The sequence below is a fragment of the Acidiphilium sp. 20-67-58 genome, from assembly GCF_002255515.1.
In the GTDB taxonomy this organism is placed as follows: domain Bacteria; phylum Pseudomonadota; class Alphaproteobacteria; order Acetobacterales; family Acetobacteraceae; genus Acidiphilium.
Genome location: NZ_NCAS01000058.1, coordinates 1 through 14,668, shown reverse-complemented (window position 1 = coordinate 14,668; position 14,668 = coordinate 1). Strand labels below are relative to the sequence as shown.

Sequence of the window (14,668 nt, the reverse complement as noted above, 5' to 3'; positions counted from 1 at the left end):
GATGCATTTTTGCTCTGGACCGACTACGCCGCCAATCTCGCCGCCTGATCGATCGCGTCTCGGTCAAATCACACCTCGTTCGATCAACCTGACAATCCCCACGGCCCGCAATCAGCGCCAGGGCGAGATTGCGCTCGCGCGACGCCCTCCGGCCCAGCAGGCGGGGAAGCTCAAGCTTGCGCATCATCCCGAGTACCGCCGCCATTGAGTAGTTTCCGACTCTCCCCGCGCCGCCATACATGCCCGATAAATGTTCCACTCTATTCTCTGCGTTTCAAAATAATTGTGGTCAACGGCCTGTGGAAGGGGCGGCCACGATCCAGCAAATGCGGGGCACACCCGGCACCCGTGTTGCATTGTCGAAAAATCACTATGGGATATCAGAAAGGGATTGAATCCATGTATATCGGCGGTGGACTTCTGGGACTGGTAGTGCTGGTTGTGATTATCGTTCTCGTATTGCGTGTCATATAATAATCTTGCGCAATGATACTGACTCGCGGGAGATTCCCCGGGGCTGTTCAACGCTATTTTCTGAGCCGGGGTGAGTCCGATGCGAAACACCGCGGTGCGAACTGATTATTTGGAGATATAGGGGTTACCGACCGGCGGTCCCGATACCAGCCAGTCCGGACGAACTGCGCCAAAGTTGCGGCTTCGTGTGCGTCAGTCTTGTTCCGCTGCAACGCTGTCGCCACGCGTGCATGGCGCGCATCGAGGCAGATCACCGGAAAACCGAGATCCTTGAGCGAATGGTAGAGCTAAGGTGCCAACTGTCCGGTCTCGAGCCCGACCCGGACCAGTTCCGGCGCATGCCGGAGCAGGGCCGCGGTCAGCATCTCCGGCTCGCTGGCCCTCTTGCCCCGCCAGACCAACTTCCCGTTGTCGTCCACAACGTGAATGGCTGTGTCTTTGTCCGAAACGTCCAGTCCTGCGTAGTGCGCCATGATTGCCTCCCTCGGCTCCAACAAGCGGACCACCCGCTCGCATCGCGCCCCCGGTTTGACAGATCAAACCGCTGGATCGCGATCACCGCATGGGGAACGCATCATTGCCTGGTCGAACCGATGCCGGGCCTGAGCATGGATTGGGAGGGCCTCAACCGAACCAACGCCCTGGCATTCATCCTCTGGGCCTCAATTCGGCTGATGCTACGAAGGCACTGTAAGAATAGAATATCATCTTGGACCGACTCTAAGTGTGACGTCGGATAGTTGGTGATGTAAGTATTTCCCGATCCTACCGGGCAATGCGATGGTCTGATATCTTGAGTTTGTTCTTGGGCAAGCTATCATATGCCTCCCATGAACGGTAACCTTGGACCATTTCTGGAGAAATCACATGACAATAGCGAATCCCGCCGCGGTCAGCCCCGGCACCCACCAATCGGCCCCCAATCATCCGGCGGCCGCCGTGCATATCGCTGCGGCATCGCATCACGCCGTAGCAGAACACCATCACCTCGAGGCCGCACACCATCTCAACATGGGTGAGCACGAACCCGCCAGGCTGCATGCTGCCGCGGCCATGGCGCATTCCGAGAAGGCCCATTCCAAGACGGTTGAAGCGGCCAAACCACCTGCCAGATAGGTCTTGGTATAGCTTAAGACTTTTCCGAGTGGCCGGTCGTTCCTGAATTACCTGATCTGGCAATTCTCGGTATCATGTTTTTCGGAGCGGGCTTGCGGTGCTGGGACAGTCGATGCGGACAATAACAGGAACGATCGGCACAGGAACTTGGGATTGCATAGAGGGTGTCTGTCTAACACATGCATATCGCATATTCACACAGGTCGTGAATATGCGGCTGCGGATGCAACGTGACGATCAACTGGGTAGGCAGCCTCAACCAGATGGGGTGATTGGGGTCTCACCCGGGTGATCTGGGTGGCTGCTCCTCTCGGGATGATAGAGCGTGGTTGTGTGTGCATCGGCCACAAGCATCGAGGAGGAGCAGCCGTGGAATACTTTGCCGGGTTGGATGTGTCGTTGGAAGAGACCGCGGTCTGCGTGGTCGATGGGACGGGTGGAATTGTGCGTGAAGCGCGGGTTGCCAGCGAGCCGGAGGCGCTGGTCGCCTTCTTCGGGGCATCCGGGATGGAGATGGCGCGGGTCGGTCTGGAGGCGTGCTCGCTGACGGCCTGGCTGCAAGCGGGGCTTTCGGATGCTGGCATTCCGGCGATCTGTATCGAAGCGCGTCAGGCGAAGGCCGCGATGGGTGCGATGCCGAACAAGACCGACCGCAACGACGCGCGCGGCATCGCGCAGATCATGCGCACCGGATGGTATCGTGCGGTGCATGTGAAAAGCCCGCCCTGCCGCTCCTGGCGCGCGCTGCTGACGGCGCGGCGGATGCTGCTGAACAAGCGTCGTGATGTCGAGAACGGCATTCGGGCGTTGCTGCGCGAGGTCGGGTTGAAGGTTGGTACGCCAAGCCGCAAGGACTTTGGAGCTCGCGTGCGTGAATTGGTAGCGGATGACCCGGTGCTGGTGAGCCTGGCTGGATCGCTGCTGGCCGCTGTCGAGACAATGACCCGGGAGGTGGAGCGGCTGACCAGGCGCGTGCTCGACGAGGTGCGCGTGGAGCCAACATGCAGGCGGCTTATGACAGTGCCGGGCGTCGGCCCGCTGACGGCGTTGGCGTTCCGTGCCACGATCGACCAACCGGACCGCTTTCGAAGGTCGCGCGATGTCGGCGCGCATCTTGGCCTGACGCCGCGACGCTACCAGTCCGGCGAAACCGACGTGCAGGGCCGCATCAGCCAATGTGGTGACGAACTGGCCCGAACGGCGCTGTACGAGGCAGCCCATTCGTTGCTGATCCGCAGCACCAAATGGTCGGCGCTGCGGGCATGGGGCATGAACGTGGCCAAGCGCCGGGGCATGGCGCGCGCCCGCGTCGCTGTGGCGCGCAAGCTGGCGGTGATCCTGCATCGCATGTGGATCGATGGCAGCGAGTTCTGCTGGGGCAAACAGGCCACCGTAGCATGAGAAAAGGAGTTGCAGCTTCCGCCTGACGAGGGCGGAGTCAGTGTCGTTCCCGTGGGGACGATGGACGAGGTGATCTCGTTGAGAGTCCGGATCCCCGCGACTGGATGTATGCCGCGGAGGTCGCGAAACAGATTGAGACACCTCATCCTCCTGATCCCATCATGCGGCGGCCACGCGCCGACCGCGGAGAGAAGCGAGTGACCTACGGGAATGGCCTGCGAAAAGAGGAACAGCTTGACACCAATAACCCCAATCAGAGAGGACTCTTACTTACCCACCAGTCGGTAATTAAGACGACATTTTGCTAGTCGTATGTTTGCGGGGATGATATAATTCTGGCATGAAACGGGACGGTCGCAGATTTGATCATCGCACCCTGGAAACCATCCGGCTGATGGCTGTAGAGCGGGTGCGCGAGGGCGAAGCGGCCTCTTCGGTGATTGCCTCATACGGGTTCAGCCGCACGACAATCTATAAATGGCTCAGCGCGGCTTCGAAGCCTGGGGTCGGGGTGAAAGCCTTGCGGTCACGGCCGGCAACCGGCCGGCCGCGGCGCCTGACGCCGCGCCAGGAGCAGCAGGTGTTGCGTTGGATCAATGGCCGCGATCCGCGCCAATACGGCCTGGATTTCGGGCTGTGGACCCGGCACGTTGTGGCCGAACTGATCGAGCGCAAGTTTGGTATCAAACTCGGTGTGACGGCTGTGGGCGAACTGCTGTCGAAACTGGGCCTGACGCCGCAAAAGCCGTTGCAGCGTGCCTATCAGCGCGATCCGGAGGCGATCGAGGCATGGCGACGTGAGCGGTTTCCTGAAATCGCCAGGCAGGCAAAGTCCTGTGGCGGCGAGATCTTTTTCTGGGACGAGTCCGGCTTTCGGGCCGACGCCGTGCATGGCAAGACCTGGGGCGTGAAGGGACAGACGCCGATCGTCGAGCGTCCGGGCCAACGGCAATCGATCAGCGCCGCCTCGGCGGTGACAGCCCGCGGCGGGTTCTGGTATTGCACTTATGAAGGCGGGCTGAATGCTGAGTTGTTCGTAGCGCTGCTACGCCAAGGCGAAAAGCTTCAGGACAAAATCGAAGCCCAACTCGCCGCCATCAAGCGCAAACCACGTCTCGTGCAATCATTCTTCAAAGCACCAACTGTCGCCTATATTACCGACTGCTGAGTAACAGTCTGTAATAGGCTACACTGGCGGTAGGGCTGTTCAACGCTGGTTTCTGAGTTGGGGTGGGTCGGATGCGCAACACTGTGGGGCGAACTGACTTTCTGGGGAATATGGGGATTCCCGACCGGCGGGATTTGGGATTCTTGGGAAGGCAACCGATGGAAGGCAACCGATACGGAGGTTGTCATGGCCGCGTTCAGCTCGTTGCTCGATATCCTGGCAGAGGTTCCCGATCCGCGGCGCGCGGAAGGCAAGCTCTACAAGCTGCCGCATGTCCTGCTGTTCTCGATCCTGGCGATCATCAGCGGCAGCAACTCGTATCGCGGCATCGTCACCTTCATCGACGTCCATCGCCGCCGGTTGAACCGCAGCTTCGGCCTGAAATGGCGCCGGGCGCCCTCGCACACGGCGATCCGCTACATCCTCCAGGGGCTCGATCCGGGCGCGGTGGAGGCCGCGTTCCGACGCCACGCGGCACTGCTGCAGGCGGCCAGGACCAAGCCCGGCACGGCCAGCATTGCGCTCGACGGCAAGACCCTGCGCGGCAGTTTCGACAGGTTCCATGACCGCACCGCGGCTCATGTGCTCAGCGCCTTCGCCACCGACACCAAGCTGGTGCTCGCTCATGTCGAGATCGGCGAGAAATCCAGCGAGATCCCCGCCGCCCAGGCGCTGCTCGCCGAACTGGGCATCGCCAAGGACACACTCGTCACCCTGGATGCCCTGCACTGCCAAAAAAAGCCTTCAACGTCGCCCAGGCGGGCAACATCAGCCTCATCGTCCAGGTCAAGGACAATCAACCGACGCTGAAGCAGGCGATCCACCATATCGCCACATCGAGCGCCCCATACGACGTCTTCCGGACCCGCGACCGCGGCCGCAATCGTGACGAAACCCGCACCGTCTCCGTCTTCGATCCCGCCTGCGCGCTCGCCGGCACCGACTGGCATCCCCATGTCGCCGCCATCATTCAGGTCGAGCGCGCAATCGCCACCCGCAATCCCGAAACCGGCCTGCTCAAGCTGACACACGACACCGCCTTCTACGTCGCCAACACATCCCTCACCGCCGCCATCGCCGCCAAGGCCATCCGCGCACATTGGGGCATCGATCCCACTATGTCCGAGACGTCACCTTCGCCGAGGATCGATCCCGGATCCGAACCAACCCTGGCGTCATCGCCCGATTGCGCAGCTTCGCCTTCAACATCATGATGAACAGCAAACCCAGCGCCAGCACCCTCAGCCAGGACCGCTACCGCGCCGCGCTTGCCGACCTCTACCACATCCTCGCTCTCAATCACTATCCCAAAGCGTTGAACAGCCATGACACTGGGGGCGAGGAAGAATGAGCGCACGAGTCCAGATACTCGCTTGATGGCGGCGAGTTGGGCGTCAATCTTATCGCGCAGCTTCTCACCCTCGCGCAGCGGATTCCTGGCCACGCCGGTGCGCTTCACATGGCTCCAGACCAACTCATCCGGGTTCAGTTCCGGCGCGCAGCCTGGAAGGAAATGCAGCGTCAGACGCCCCGCGGTCGAGGCCACGTAGTCCTTGACCAGGCGCGTCTTGTGGGCAGAGCCTCGGAGAACCTCCTGCCTCAATGCATCTTAATCTCGTCGCCTGACCTCGTCAGGCTCCCCAAACCAGAGACGCCGCCACAGGCAATTTCCACACAATCCAAGACGCCAACGTTCTCGGCGAAGGTGACGTCTTGGACATAGTGGGAGGAATTTTCGACTGCGCCCACGGCGCACGCTGAGAAGGGCCCACTCCAAGACCGTCGAGGTGGACAAGACTCCGGCCAAATAGCCCACAATGCCGCGCCCCGGCTTTGCAAGGCTCGGTATCGCGCGCGCTCGGAAGCCTCGGCCACATTGGCGAGATCGGATTTCTTCCACTGGGAACTACGTAGATTCCGGTCCTGCATGATCGTTTCGCGGGTCGCCATGTTGAGCAGTGCGACTATCTCGGCATGCGCGTCAAACACCCGCCTACCGGCCAACACAGAGGTGCTGCGGACCCGACGCGCGACCATGGCGCGTCCATCAGGAGCTTTAGCATGAGATCGTATAGACTGGCTTGGTTCACCGTTGCCGCCGGAGCCGGGTTGCTACTCGGCGGCTGCGGCTATTCGCCGGGAGGCCGTGCCCTGTCCGGTGCTGCGATCGGCGCAGGGACGGGCGCGGTTGTCGGTTCGGTGACCGGCATCGGGCCGGGTGGTGGCGCGCTGATCGGCGGTGGCGTGGGTGCAGCCGTCGGCGGTCTCACCAGTCCGAGCACGATCAACCTCTCGCCCCGTTAACCGGAACCCGCCCAGGTGACGTTTAAACACCCTGAAAGCAGGAAAGAATCCATGAACCGCATTCAGGTTATCACGCCGCTCGGCGCCGGCCTCGCTCTGGCGACGGCTGGCGCGAACGCGCAGACGACGACCACAACATCCACCGCCCATACGCTACAGCCTACCGCGATGACGTGGACGCCGGTCATGCCGTCGCCGAGCGGCACGCTGAGCACGACCGAAACCAGCCGCAGCGTCGATGCGGCCGGGAATACGTCGCAATCGCGGAAGACGACCTATGGCAGCGAAGACGGTGCGGTCAGCCAGTCCACCAGCACCACCACGATTACACCTGTGCCACACACTAGCACCACGACCGACACAACGTCTCCATACTCGACCACGAAATGAACCGGAGGACATCATGCGATCGAACAAGACCACCGCGGCACGCATTCTGCTTGCCACGTGGATGAGCGGGGCCGTCCTGGTCCTCGCCGGCTGCGGTGGCGGTTCGCCGGACACCGCGACGACGACGACGACGCAACATACGAGCACCTCGACCACAGCGACCGCGGCGGCGCCGCCAATGCTGGGCGCGCCCGTGACCACGACCACGCAGACCACGCGCTCGACGACGATGGAGTAGCGCGATGGCGTGCGCCGCCACCGCGCTGCATGAGTAATTTCCGAGGCTGTCCGGCGAGCGGTCGGGTCTGCCAGATTGTAGGCTCGACCGCTCGCTTCGCGCGTGCCGTCAATAGGTGGGGTATGGAACATGGATGACAGAACAGGCCGTCCGCGCAACATAGTGTCATTGCAGGTCGCATCTCTCGACGCCCATATCGGCGGTCAGATCACGGCACGGCGCGCGGAAATTGGACTCTCTCGCCGGCAACTGGCGATGACACTGCGCGTGCCAGTGAGAGGGATCGCCGCCTACGAGCGCGGCATACAGCATGTCGCACCAGCGGACCTGTTCCGGTTAGCGCAGGCGCTCGGCGTGGACCTCGCCTATTTCTACACGGATTCGGCGTCCTCGCCGCAGGCGCCAAAGGCCGAAACCGGGTGTCCGGTCGGCGGTCGCGCCGCGGGCGGCGTCGGGCAGGCCGCCGTGGACATGCGCCAATATGACGATATCGACCAGATCGCCGATAGATTCAGTCGGATTCGGAATCCGGCAATTCGGCGATGCGTTACCCGGATGCTGGACAGCCTTGCCGAGCATGAGGTATCGAGTGTCACGGTCGGAGATGTCCGGACCGAGCCACTGATCTCCGCGTTCGAAGAGCTCGCCGAGTTGGCATATGCGCCGCCCTCGGCATCGCGCGGATGAGCGCGTCGCGCCGGCGCGCGTGCGCGTGAAGGCATGCCGAACCGGACGCCCGCCACGCGCCCTTCGCGGAACGCTCGGGCCGTGGCCTGGCGGGCCTCTCGCGGGCGTCGGAGCGTATATGTGTGCCCTCTATTGGAGCCGCAGGTGGCGGCTGAGCTGGTCGCCGCGCCGGGGTATGCCGCGACCGCATCGTCGAACGCTTTGATGAAGTGTGATAAGCCTCCTCGAGACGCCCGCCCTGGCGCGGCCTCCACGGGGCGAGTACGCAGAGCCGGAGATGCGTAGTTTCCGAGCCTTCTATGGGAAGTGAGGCCCTGCTAATTATTGAGGCCTCGGCAGGCCGGATCACACGATCCAGTATAGCGATCGACAGCGAACGAGCCGCACCGGGTTTCGTGCAAAGCCTTAGCAGAGATCGTAACGGGAGCCGGCTGATGGACAAGGATCGCGTAGCTGGATTGGCGAAAGAGATCAAGGGCGCCGTGAAAGAGGCCGTCGGTAAACTCGTCGGCGATGCCAAGCTGCAAGCCGAAGGACGTGCCGGCAAGACCGAGGGCAGGGTGCAGAATACGGTCGGCGGTCTGAAGGATTCCGTCCGGAAATAGCATTCCGCACGCGCGCTACTATGTGGGACGGCTGCGTTCACATCCGCAGCGCGCGCTTGAGTGCCCCACCCGATGTCTGGCGCGACGCCAAGGCAGATCCATCGGCGCTCGGCGGTGGTTGATCGCAACCTGCCCAAGCGTGCCCATGTCTGAGAACATCACAGATACATTCGCTTCAAGAGCAACAGCCGATCGGATTGAAGCATATGATCGGATGATAGTCACGCTATCAGACAGCTCACGCGATGAGACAGACAGTGCACCAAGCCGGCCGTTGGTGCGGACAAGAAGGTGTTGCAGACGTGAGGTGAGTGTCTTGTCGAAAAGGTTGACTGGAAAGACCCCATTCATGCGCATGTGGCTGGGTGGGGCGAACGCTATCGCACGCCACTCCCGCGCCACCAAAGTCGCGCGGCGGCAGGCCGCGGCGCTGGTAAAGGATGCCGCCCGCGTCTGGAAGCGGGCGTTGGTGGATCGGCCGGTGTCGGCGGCTCGCATGTCGGCAGGTTGCGTGTCGGAAGTCGTCGGGTTCGGCTCCAATCCCGGCGCATTGAGGATGCTGGTTCATGCCCGCGCCCGGCTGCCCGCGGGCCGGCCGCTGGTCGTCGTCCTGCACGGCTGCGGCCAGGATGCCGCAGCCTTTGCCAACGCGTCCGGCTGGCTCGCGCTGGCGGACGAGTTGGGGTTCGCGCTGCTGGTGCCCGAACAGGTTCACGCGAACAACCGTGGCCGCTGCTTCAACTGGTTCCGCCCTGATGACGTCCGCCGGAGCGGCGGCGAGGCGATGTCGATTCGCCAGATGCTGAGAGTCGCGGTCGCACGCTATGGGTCCGACCCAAGACGAATCTACATTGTCGGATTTTCTGCCGGCGGCGGCATGGCCGCTGCGATGCTCGCCGCATACCCTGCGGTGTTCGCTGCGGGGGGCATTGTCGCGGGCATGCCGGTCGGCTGCGCGCAAACCCAGGTCGCAGCGATGCTTCACATGCGACGGGCAAACATGTCGCGGTCGCGGCAGGCGCTCGCTGGCGACGTCCGTGCAGTGACGCAGGCCCGTTCACGACGGTCGTGGCCACGCGTCTCGATCTGGCAAGGCGGCCGAGATCGCACGGTTGATCCGGCGAACGCCGAAATACTCGCGGCGCAATGGGGCGAGTTGCATGGCCAGGATACGGCGCCGAGGACCGACAACGTGGCATCGGGGCATCGGCATCGGACCTGGGGCCGGCCCGATCGACCGCCCGCCGTCGAGATCTGGACGCTGCCCGCGATCGGGCATGGCTTTCCCGTCGATGCCAGCCTGCCCGGGAGCGGCCGCACCAGCCCGTATCTGGCGCGCGCGGATCTGTCCGCCGCGCGCCAGATCGCGACGTTCTGGCTTCTGAACAATGACCACGCCAAACGCGCGGCCTTGCACCGCTGAATGGGTTCGCCGATGCTCGTAACACCAGTACCACGGCTACGTTGATGATAGATCTGTCGCCGCCACGGGCGCGACCGGGCACGCCAGCCGCGATCAATGACACCTCGGGGCTGATGACGCTGATCAGCGTGGTGGTGGCGGTCGCCACGCTGTCGATCGCCCGCGACGTGCTGATCCCGATCACGCTGGCGGTGCTGCTGTCGTTCCTGCTCGCCCCGCTGGTAAATCTGCTCCGCCGCACCGGGCTGGGGCGGGTGCCGGGGGTAGTACTCGCAGTGCTGTTGGCGCTCGGCGTCATCCTCGGCACCGCCGGCCTGATCGGCACCCAGGTCGCCGATCTTGCCGGCGACATCCCGCGTTATACGGACACCATCCAGCAGAAGGTCGATGCCGTTCAGAGCGCGACGTTTGGCCGCCTCTCCGCTTTCGTCGGGAGCATGGGCAGCCAAATCAATCGCGACAGCCACGCGTCGGCCGGCGCGCCGGCGAGCGCCGGCACGACCGTCAGTGCAGCGTCCGCCGCGGCACCCACCAACGCGGCCGCGAAGCCGATACCGGTGGAGGTCCATCAGCCGGAACCGTCGCTGATGAAGCTGGCGAGGCGCGTCCTCACGCCGATCCTATCGCCGTTGATGACTACGGCCATCGTCGTGGTTGTGGCGATCTTCATTCTGCTGCGGCCCGAGGATCTGCGCGACCGACTCATCCGCATGCTCGGCACCGGCGATCTGCACCGGACGATGACCGCGATGGATGAGGCCGGGCACCGCCTGAGCCGGTACTTCCTGACCCTGCTGGCATTGAACACTGCATTCGGCAGCATGATCGGCCTCGGTCTGTTCGTCATCGGCGTGCCGAGCGCGGTGCTGTGGGGCATCATGGCGATCCTCATGCGCTTCATTCCGTATATCGGCCCGTGGCTCGCGGCCGCGCTACCGCTTGCGCTTGCCGCGGCAGTCGATCCGGGTTGGTCGATGCTGCTGTGGACGGGGACCCTGTTCGTGGTTAGCGAGGGCGTGATGGGCCAGGTGATCGAGCCGATGGCATATGGGCACAGCACCGGATTGTCGCCGCTGTCCGTCGTGGTCGCGGCGATCTTCTGGAGCTGGCTGTGGGGGCCGGTCGGGCTGATCCTGTCGATGCCGCTCACACTCTGTCTGGTCATTCTGGGCCGCCATGTGGATCGATTGAAGTTCCTCGACGTGCTGCTCGGCGACCGTTCAGCGTTGACGCCGGTAGAGAGCTTCTACAACCGGATGCTGGCAGGCCGACTGGACGAAGTGCAAGACGACGCCGAGCAGCTGCTGAAGTCGTGTACGCTGTCGGCATACTACGATGAGGTCGCGATCCCCGGCTTGCGACTGGCCACAATCGACATCGAGCGCGGGGTGCTGACCGAGGCGCAGACCATTCGGATCATCGCCGGGGTGCAGGGACTGCTGGAGGAAATCGGCGACCATGACGACAGCGATACGCTTCTGAGTGCCGCGGGACCGGCGAGGCTGCCGTCAGATCTGCAGGCAACGTCGGAATCGCGCGAGCCCGGGCCGCCTGCCGGACTGGGCGAACCGGTCGGCCTGTCGCCGGACTGGCAGGCCCCTTCCGCGGTGCTGTGCGTGGCCGGCCGCGGCCCGCTCGATGATCTGGCGTCGGCGATGCTCGCTCAGCTGCTCGGCAAGCGCGGGATCGGCGCCAGCGTCTTGACGCATGAAGCCGTCAGCCTGCGTGCGGCCGACACGCTCGACATCGTGGGCGTGCAGATGGTCTGCCTGACCTATTCCGGCATTGCCGGCACATCCTCCGATCTGCGCTACACCGTGCGTCGGCTGCGGGCACGCAGCCCGTCGGTTTGCATTCTTGTCGGATTTTGGCCCACCAACATGGTGAGTGACGACAGGCTGCGTGCTGCCGTGGCCGCCGATATCTATGCAGGTTCGCTGCACGACATGGTCGTCGCCTGCCTCGCGGAGGCGCTAGGCCCGGCAAGCGTCAGAGTGCGTCAGTTGGCACCTGTCCCCGATCCGTAGCCGGACGACGGCGTGCGCCCGATGGCAGCAGGACCCGCAATCGTCACATTCACCGCGTCATAGTATTCGACTCACCGTGACAGAGACGCCCAGCTACTGCCGCAGTGAGGGCTGTTCAACGCTTTGGGATAGTAATGAGGGTGAAAATGTGTTCGAGTCCGGCAAGGGTCAGCGCGGTAGCGGTCCTGGCTGACGGTGGTAGCGCTGGTTTTGGTGGCGTCTTGAAGTGTGTGGAAATTCTGGGTGGCGTAATGCCAAGGTGAGTTCAACCACCAGATTCGACGTTCGAGCGCCGATGGAGATCACGCCATGGAGAAGAATAGCACGGGGTCAACGAGAACCAGCTTGTTTGACGCGACGGCGTGGTTCGACCCGATCGAGACAGGCGTCCGGGATCGGATCGGCGGTTTCATTGAAATGAACCGCGCCGGGAATCCCTGAGGCTCCAACTATTGAGGATGGAGCAATGGAAAAGTGGCAGACATCGGTACGGTATTCGCCTGAGGTGCGGGAGCGAGCGGTCCGGATGGTGCTGGAGCATGGCAAGGATCATGCTTGAGGAAGAGCTGACGATGGCGCTCGGGCGGGGGCAATACCGCCGGGGTGGCGAGGCGGCCGTCGGATATCGCCATGGTACCCGTCATCGGCAAATCCTCGGCTCGTTCGGCCCGCTCGAGATCACGGTACCACGGGGGCGGACACCAAAACCCGAGGGTGGGACAGCGGAATGGCGCAGTGCTGCACTGCCCCGCCCAGCCCGGGCCATGGATCGAGGGCCGCTTCAGCCTTGCCGTCGCGCAGCCAAAGTTCACCCTGACCCACGGCTGCCGTTGAACGGCCCTTCGAGTGATCCCGGAAGCGGACGTTCAGTGCTGCTCGGTGCCGGCGTCTTCGCGCCCGTTATCAGGCCCTAAGGCCTCACGCGGATCGAGTAGAACGAGAAGCGGCTGATCCGGCCAACGGACCATGAACGGTTGCGAACCGTGGCTCATTGGCGATATCATTGTGTCGGACGAGCCAATCTCCCGTTGGCATATGGAAAGACGCGAACCGAACGGGCGCAATGTTTATTTCGATATTGAAATCGCTCGTGCACGACGGCAGCCTCGGCGTGATCGATGCCGGAGGCCGCTTGCACAAGGTCGGCGACGGCTCCGCGCCCAGCGCGACAATCAGGTTGATGTCGAAGGCCATGGAGTATCGGCTTGCCGTCAATCCGGCGCTCACGGTGGGCGAGGCATACATGAACGGCGCACTGCGGATTGAAGAGGGCACGCTCTATGACTTCGCTGCCGTGATCGGGCGCAATGCAAGTCAGGCGCGGTCGCTGCCATGGCTTGCGCTGCTCAACCGGGCCCGGCGCCACGTGCGGCAGTCGAACCCGATGTCGCGGGCGCGGCGCAACGTCGCCCATCATTACGATCTGTCGAACGAATTCTATGCGATGTTTCTCGACCGGGACATGCAGTATTCCTGCGCCTATTTCCACTCGCCGGACGATGATCTGGAGACGGCGCAGGCGAACAAGAAGCGGCACATCATGGCGAAGCTGCTGCTCGACCGGCGCGGACTCCGGGTTCTCGACATCGGCTCAGGCTGGGGCGGCATGTGCCTCGATATCGCGACGCACTGCGATGCCGAGGTTACGGGCGTGACACTCAGCACCGAGCAGTACAGACTGAGCGTCGAGCGGGCCGCGGCAGCCGGGGTTGCCGAGCGCGTGGGGTTTCATCTGGAGGATTACCGCGACGAAGCGGGTCCTTATGACCGTATCGTTTCGGTCGGGATGTTCGAGCATGTGGGAAAGCGGAACTATGCAGAGTTCTTTGCGAAGCTGCGCGACCTGCTGACGGATGACGGCGTCGCGTTGATCCACACGATCGGGTATTCGGATCATCCCGCGCCGATCAATCCGTTTCTGCGGAAATACATCTTTCCCGGGGCCGACCTGCCATCCCTGTCGGAGATTGCCGCCGCTGCGGAGTGGAGCGGCCTGATCATAACCGATGTTGAGGTACTGCGGCTGCATTATGCCGAGACGCTGCGGCACTGGCGCGAGCGTTTCGTCGCGCGGCGGGCGGATGTGGTGCGCCTCTATGACGAGCGGTTCTACCGGATGTGGGAATTCTATCTCGTCCTGTGCGAGATCGGCTTCCGGATGCGGACGAACGTAGTGTTCCAGATCCAGTTGACAAAGCGGCTGGACGCGTTGCCAATTCGCCGTGATTACATGGTCGATTAGCTTCCAGTTCGACTGGCGACCAGCTTCGTGCTGCCGGACGGATAGCACGACGTCTCAAGTTGAATTTAGGTGGTCACCTGTGAACTATGTGATCTGGCGGTGGGCGAAGCCGAGGCTTGGTGAGCGGTTTGCGGCATAGAGCCATGCGAGGAGGGCACAAAGAAGCCTGATCAACCATCTGCGGAGGAGGCGGAGGTTGTATCCGACGCCGGCGAGGACGGCGTTGATGGCATCACCGTCGACGCCGAGCAGGAAGTTTCTTCCGAGATGGCCATCGGATTTTCGACGCGGTATCTGATGAACCCGACATGGAATACGCCATGGTCGACGCCACGATCGTCAAAGTCCACCGTCACGGCCAGGGCGCAAAAGGGGGACTCAAAGCCAGGCCATAGGCCGTTCCAAAGGTGGCATGACAACCAAAATTCTGGCGCTGACGGATGCCTTGGGCAACCTTGTGCGCTTTCGTCTCATGCCGGGCAATCGCTATGACAGCATCGAGGTCCCGCCACTGATCGACAACGTCGAATTCGGTGGATTGATCGCAGACAAGGCATTCGACAGCAACGCTCTGGTCGCAGAACTCAACGAAA

14 protein-coding genes and 3 pseudogenes are annotated in these 14,668 nt (G+C 62.9%); 15 read left to right on the top strand and 2 right to left on the bottom strand.

Features of this window, described 5'->3' with window-relative positions:
• Nucleotides 1-208, top strand: a 208-nt coding sequence (locus B7Z76_RS15040; protein WP_291344984.1) for a hypothetical protein, incomplete at its 5' end; no start/stop codon positions are given.
• Between the two features lie 397 nt (nt 209-605).
• Here B7Z76_RS15040 and B7Z76_RS15035 read toward each other — a convergent pair.
• A pseudogene (locus tag B7Z76_RS15035) lies at nt 606-947 on the bottom strand (transposase); the annotation flags it as partial.
• Between the two features lie 370 nt (nt 948-1,317).
• On the opposite strand from B7Z76_RS15035, the gene B7Z76_RS15030 reads away from it, so the two are divergent.
• The 4 genes from B7Z76_RS15030 to B7Z76_RS15015 all read left to right on the top strand — a co-directional run bounded on the left by B7Z76_RS15030 (nt 1,318) and on the right by B7Z76_RS15015 (nt 4,969).
• Complete coding sequence (locus B7Z76_RS15030; protein WP_081432806.1) at nt 1,318-1,590, top strand: hypothetical protein; 273 nt, start codon at nt 1,318-1,320, stop codon at nt 1,588-1,590.
• A 369-nt stretch (nt 1,591-1,959) separates the two neighbouring features.
• On the top strand, nt 1,960-2,991 hold the full coding sequence (locus B7Z76_RS15025; RefSeq protein WP_291344982.1) for an IS110 family transposase: 1,032 nt from the start codon (nt 1,960-1,962) through the stop codon (nt 2,989-2,991).
• Nucleotides 2,992-3,331: 340 nt separating this feature from the next.
• Nucleotides 3,332-4,159: an IS630 family transposase gene (locus B7Z76_RS15020; protein WP_291344980.1), complete on the top strand. Its 828-nt coding sequence runs from the start codon at nt 3,332-3,334 to the stop codon at nt 4,157-4,159.
• A gap of 186 nt (nt 4,160-4,345) precedes the next feature.
• Complete coding sequence (locus B7Z76_RS15015) at nt 4,346-4,969, top strand: ISAs1 family transposase (protein WP_011930514.1); 624 nt, start codon at nt 4,346-4,348, stop codon at nt 4,967-4,969.
• Between the two features lie 517 nt (nt 4,970-5,486).
• On the opposite strand, the pseudogene B7Z76_RS15010 reads toward B7Z76_RS15015, so the two are convergent.
• Nucleotides 5,487-5,735 (bottom strand): annotated as a pseudogene (locus B7Z76_RS15010) (transposase); the annotation flags it as partial.
• A 485-nt stretch (nt 5,736-6,220) separates the two neighbouring features.
• Here B7Z76_RS15010 and B7Z76_RS15005 point away from each other — a divergent pair.
• From B7Z76_RS15005 to B7Z76_RS14960, 10 genes and pseudogenes are all read left to right on the top strand, one after another.
• Entirely contained in the window at nt 6,221-6,463 is a 243-nt protein-coding gene (locus tag B7Z76_RS15005) for a YMGG-like glycine zipper-containing protein (RefSeq protein ID WP_043508773.1), read from the top strand.
• 51 nt (nt 6,464-6,514) lie between these two features.
• The gene (locus B7Z76_RS15000; protein WP_011930511.1) at nt 6,515-6,853 is read left to right on the top strand and encodes a hypothetical protein; all 339 of its coding nucleotides are present in this window, start codon (nt 6,515-6,517) and stop codon (nt 6,851-6,853) included.
• A 13-nt stretch (nt 6,854-6,866) separates the two neighbouring features.
• The gene (locus B7Z76_RS14995) at nt 6,867-7,091 is read left to right on the top strand and encodes a hypothetical protein (RefSeq protein WP_043508772.1); all 225 of its coding nucleotides are present in this window, start codon (nt 6,867-6,869) and stop codon (nt 7,089-7,091) included.
• A gap of 162 nt (nt 7,092-7,253) precedes the next feature.
• Nucleotides 7,254-7,778: a helix-turn-helix transcriptional regulator gene (locus B7Z76_RS14990; RefSeq protein WP_174501828.1), complete on the top strand. Its 525-nt coding sequence runs from the start codon at nt 7,254-7,256 to the stop codon at nt 7,776-7,778.
• 434 nt (nt 7,779-8,212) lie between these two features.
• The gene (locus B7Z76_RS14985; RefSeq protein WP_011930545.1) at nt 8,213-8,383 is read left to right on the top strand and encodes a CsbD family protein; all 171 of its coding nucleotides are present in this window, start codon (nt 8,213-8,215) and stop codon (nt 8,381-8,383) included.
• A 349-nt stretch (nt 8,384-8,732) separates the two neighbouring features.
• Nucleotides 8,733-9,806 (top strand): PHB depolymerase family esterase, encoded by a 1,074-nt coding sequence (locus B7Z76_RS14980; protein WP_050751056.1) that lies wholly within the window; start codon nt 8,733-8,735, stop codon nt 9,804-9,806.
• A 113-nt stretch (nt 9,807-9,919) separates the two neighbouring features.
• On the top strand, nt 9,920-11,833 hold the full coding sequence (locus B7Z76_RS14975) for an AI-2E family transporter (protein WP_291344971.1): 1,914 nt from the start codon (nt 9,920-9,922) through the stop codon (nt 11,831-11,833).
• A gap of 539 nt (nt 11,834-12,372) precedes the next feature.
• Nucleotides 12,373-12,747: a transposase gene (locus B7Z76_RS16360; protein WP_408736382.1), complete on the top strand. Its 375-nt coding sequence runs from the start codon at nt 12,373-12,375 to the stop codon at nt 12,745-12,747.
• Nucleotides 12,748-12,911: 164 nt separating this feature from the next.
• Nucleotides 12,912-14,075 carry a cyclopropane-fatty-acyl-phospholipid synthase family protein gene (locus B7Z76_RS14970; protein WP_291344969.1) on the top strand — a complete coding sequence of 388 codons (1,164 nt, stop codon included), beginning with the start codon at nt 12,912-12,914 and terminating at the stop codon, nt 14,073-14,075.
• Between the two features lie 230 nt (nt 14,076-14,305).
• Nucleotides 14,306-14,668 (top strand): annotated as a pseudogene (locus tag B7Z76_RS14960) (transposase); the annotation flags it as partial.

What these genes read in the sequence shown, in the direction of transcription:
- B7Z76_RS15020 (WP_291344980.1), top strand. Translation starts at nt 3,332, where the DNA reads ATGAAACGGGACGGTCGCAGATTTGATCATCGCACCCTGGAAACCATC.
- B7Z76_RS15015 (WP_011930514.1), top strand. Translation starts at nt 4,346, where the DNA reads ATGGCCGCGTTCAGCTCGTTGCTCGATATCCTGGCAGAGGTTCCCGAT.
- B7Z76_RS15005 (WP_043508773.1), top strand. Translation starts at nt 6,221, where the DNA reads ATGAGATCGTATAGACTGGCTTGGTTCACCGTTGCCGCCGGAGCCGGG.
- B7Z76_RS15000 (WP_011930511.1), top strand. Translation starts at nt 6,515, where the DNA reads ATGAACCGCATTCAGGTTATCACGCCGCTCGGCGCCGGCCTCGCTCTG.
- B7Z76_RS14995 (WP_043508772.1), top strand. Translation starts at nt 6,867, where the DNA reads ATGCGATCGAACAAGACCACCGCGGCACGCATTCTGCTTGCCACGTGG.
- B7Z76_RS14985 (WP_011930545.1), top strand. Translation starts at nt 8,213, where the DNA reads ATGGACAAGGATCGCGTAGCTGGATTGGCGAAAGAGATCAAGGGCGCC.
- B7Z76_RS14980 (WP_050751056.1), top strand. Translation starts at nt 8,733, where the DNA reads ATGCGCATGTGGCTGGGTGGGGCGAACGCTATCGCACGCCACTCCCGC.
- B7Z76_RS14975 (WP_291344971.1), top strand. Translation starts at nt 9,920, where the DNA reads ATGACGCTGATCAGCGTGGTGGTGGCGGTCGCCACGCTGTCGATCGCC.
- B7Z76_RS16360 (WP_408736382.1), top strand. Translation starts at nt 12,373, where the DNA reads ATGGCAAGGATCATGCTTGAGGAAGAGCTGACGATGGCGCTCGGGCGG.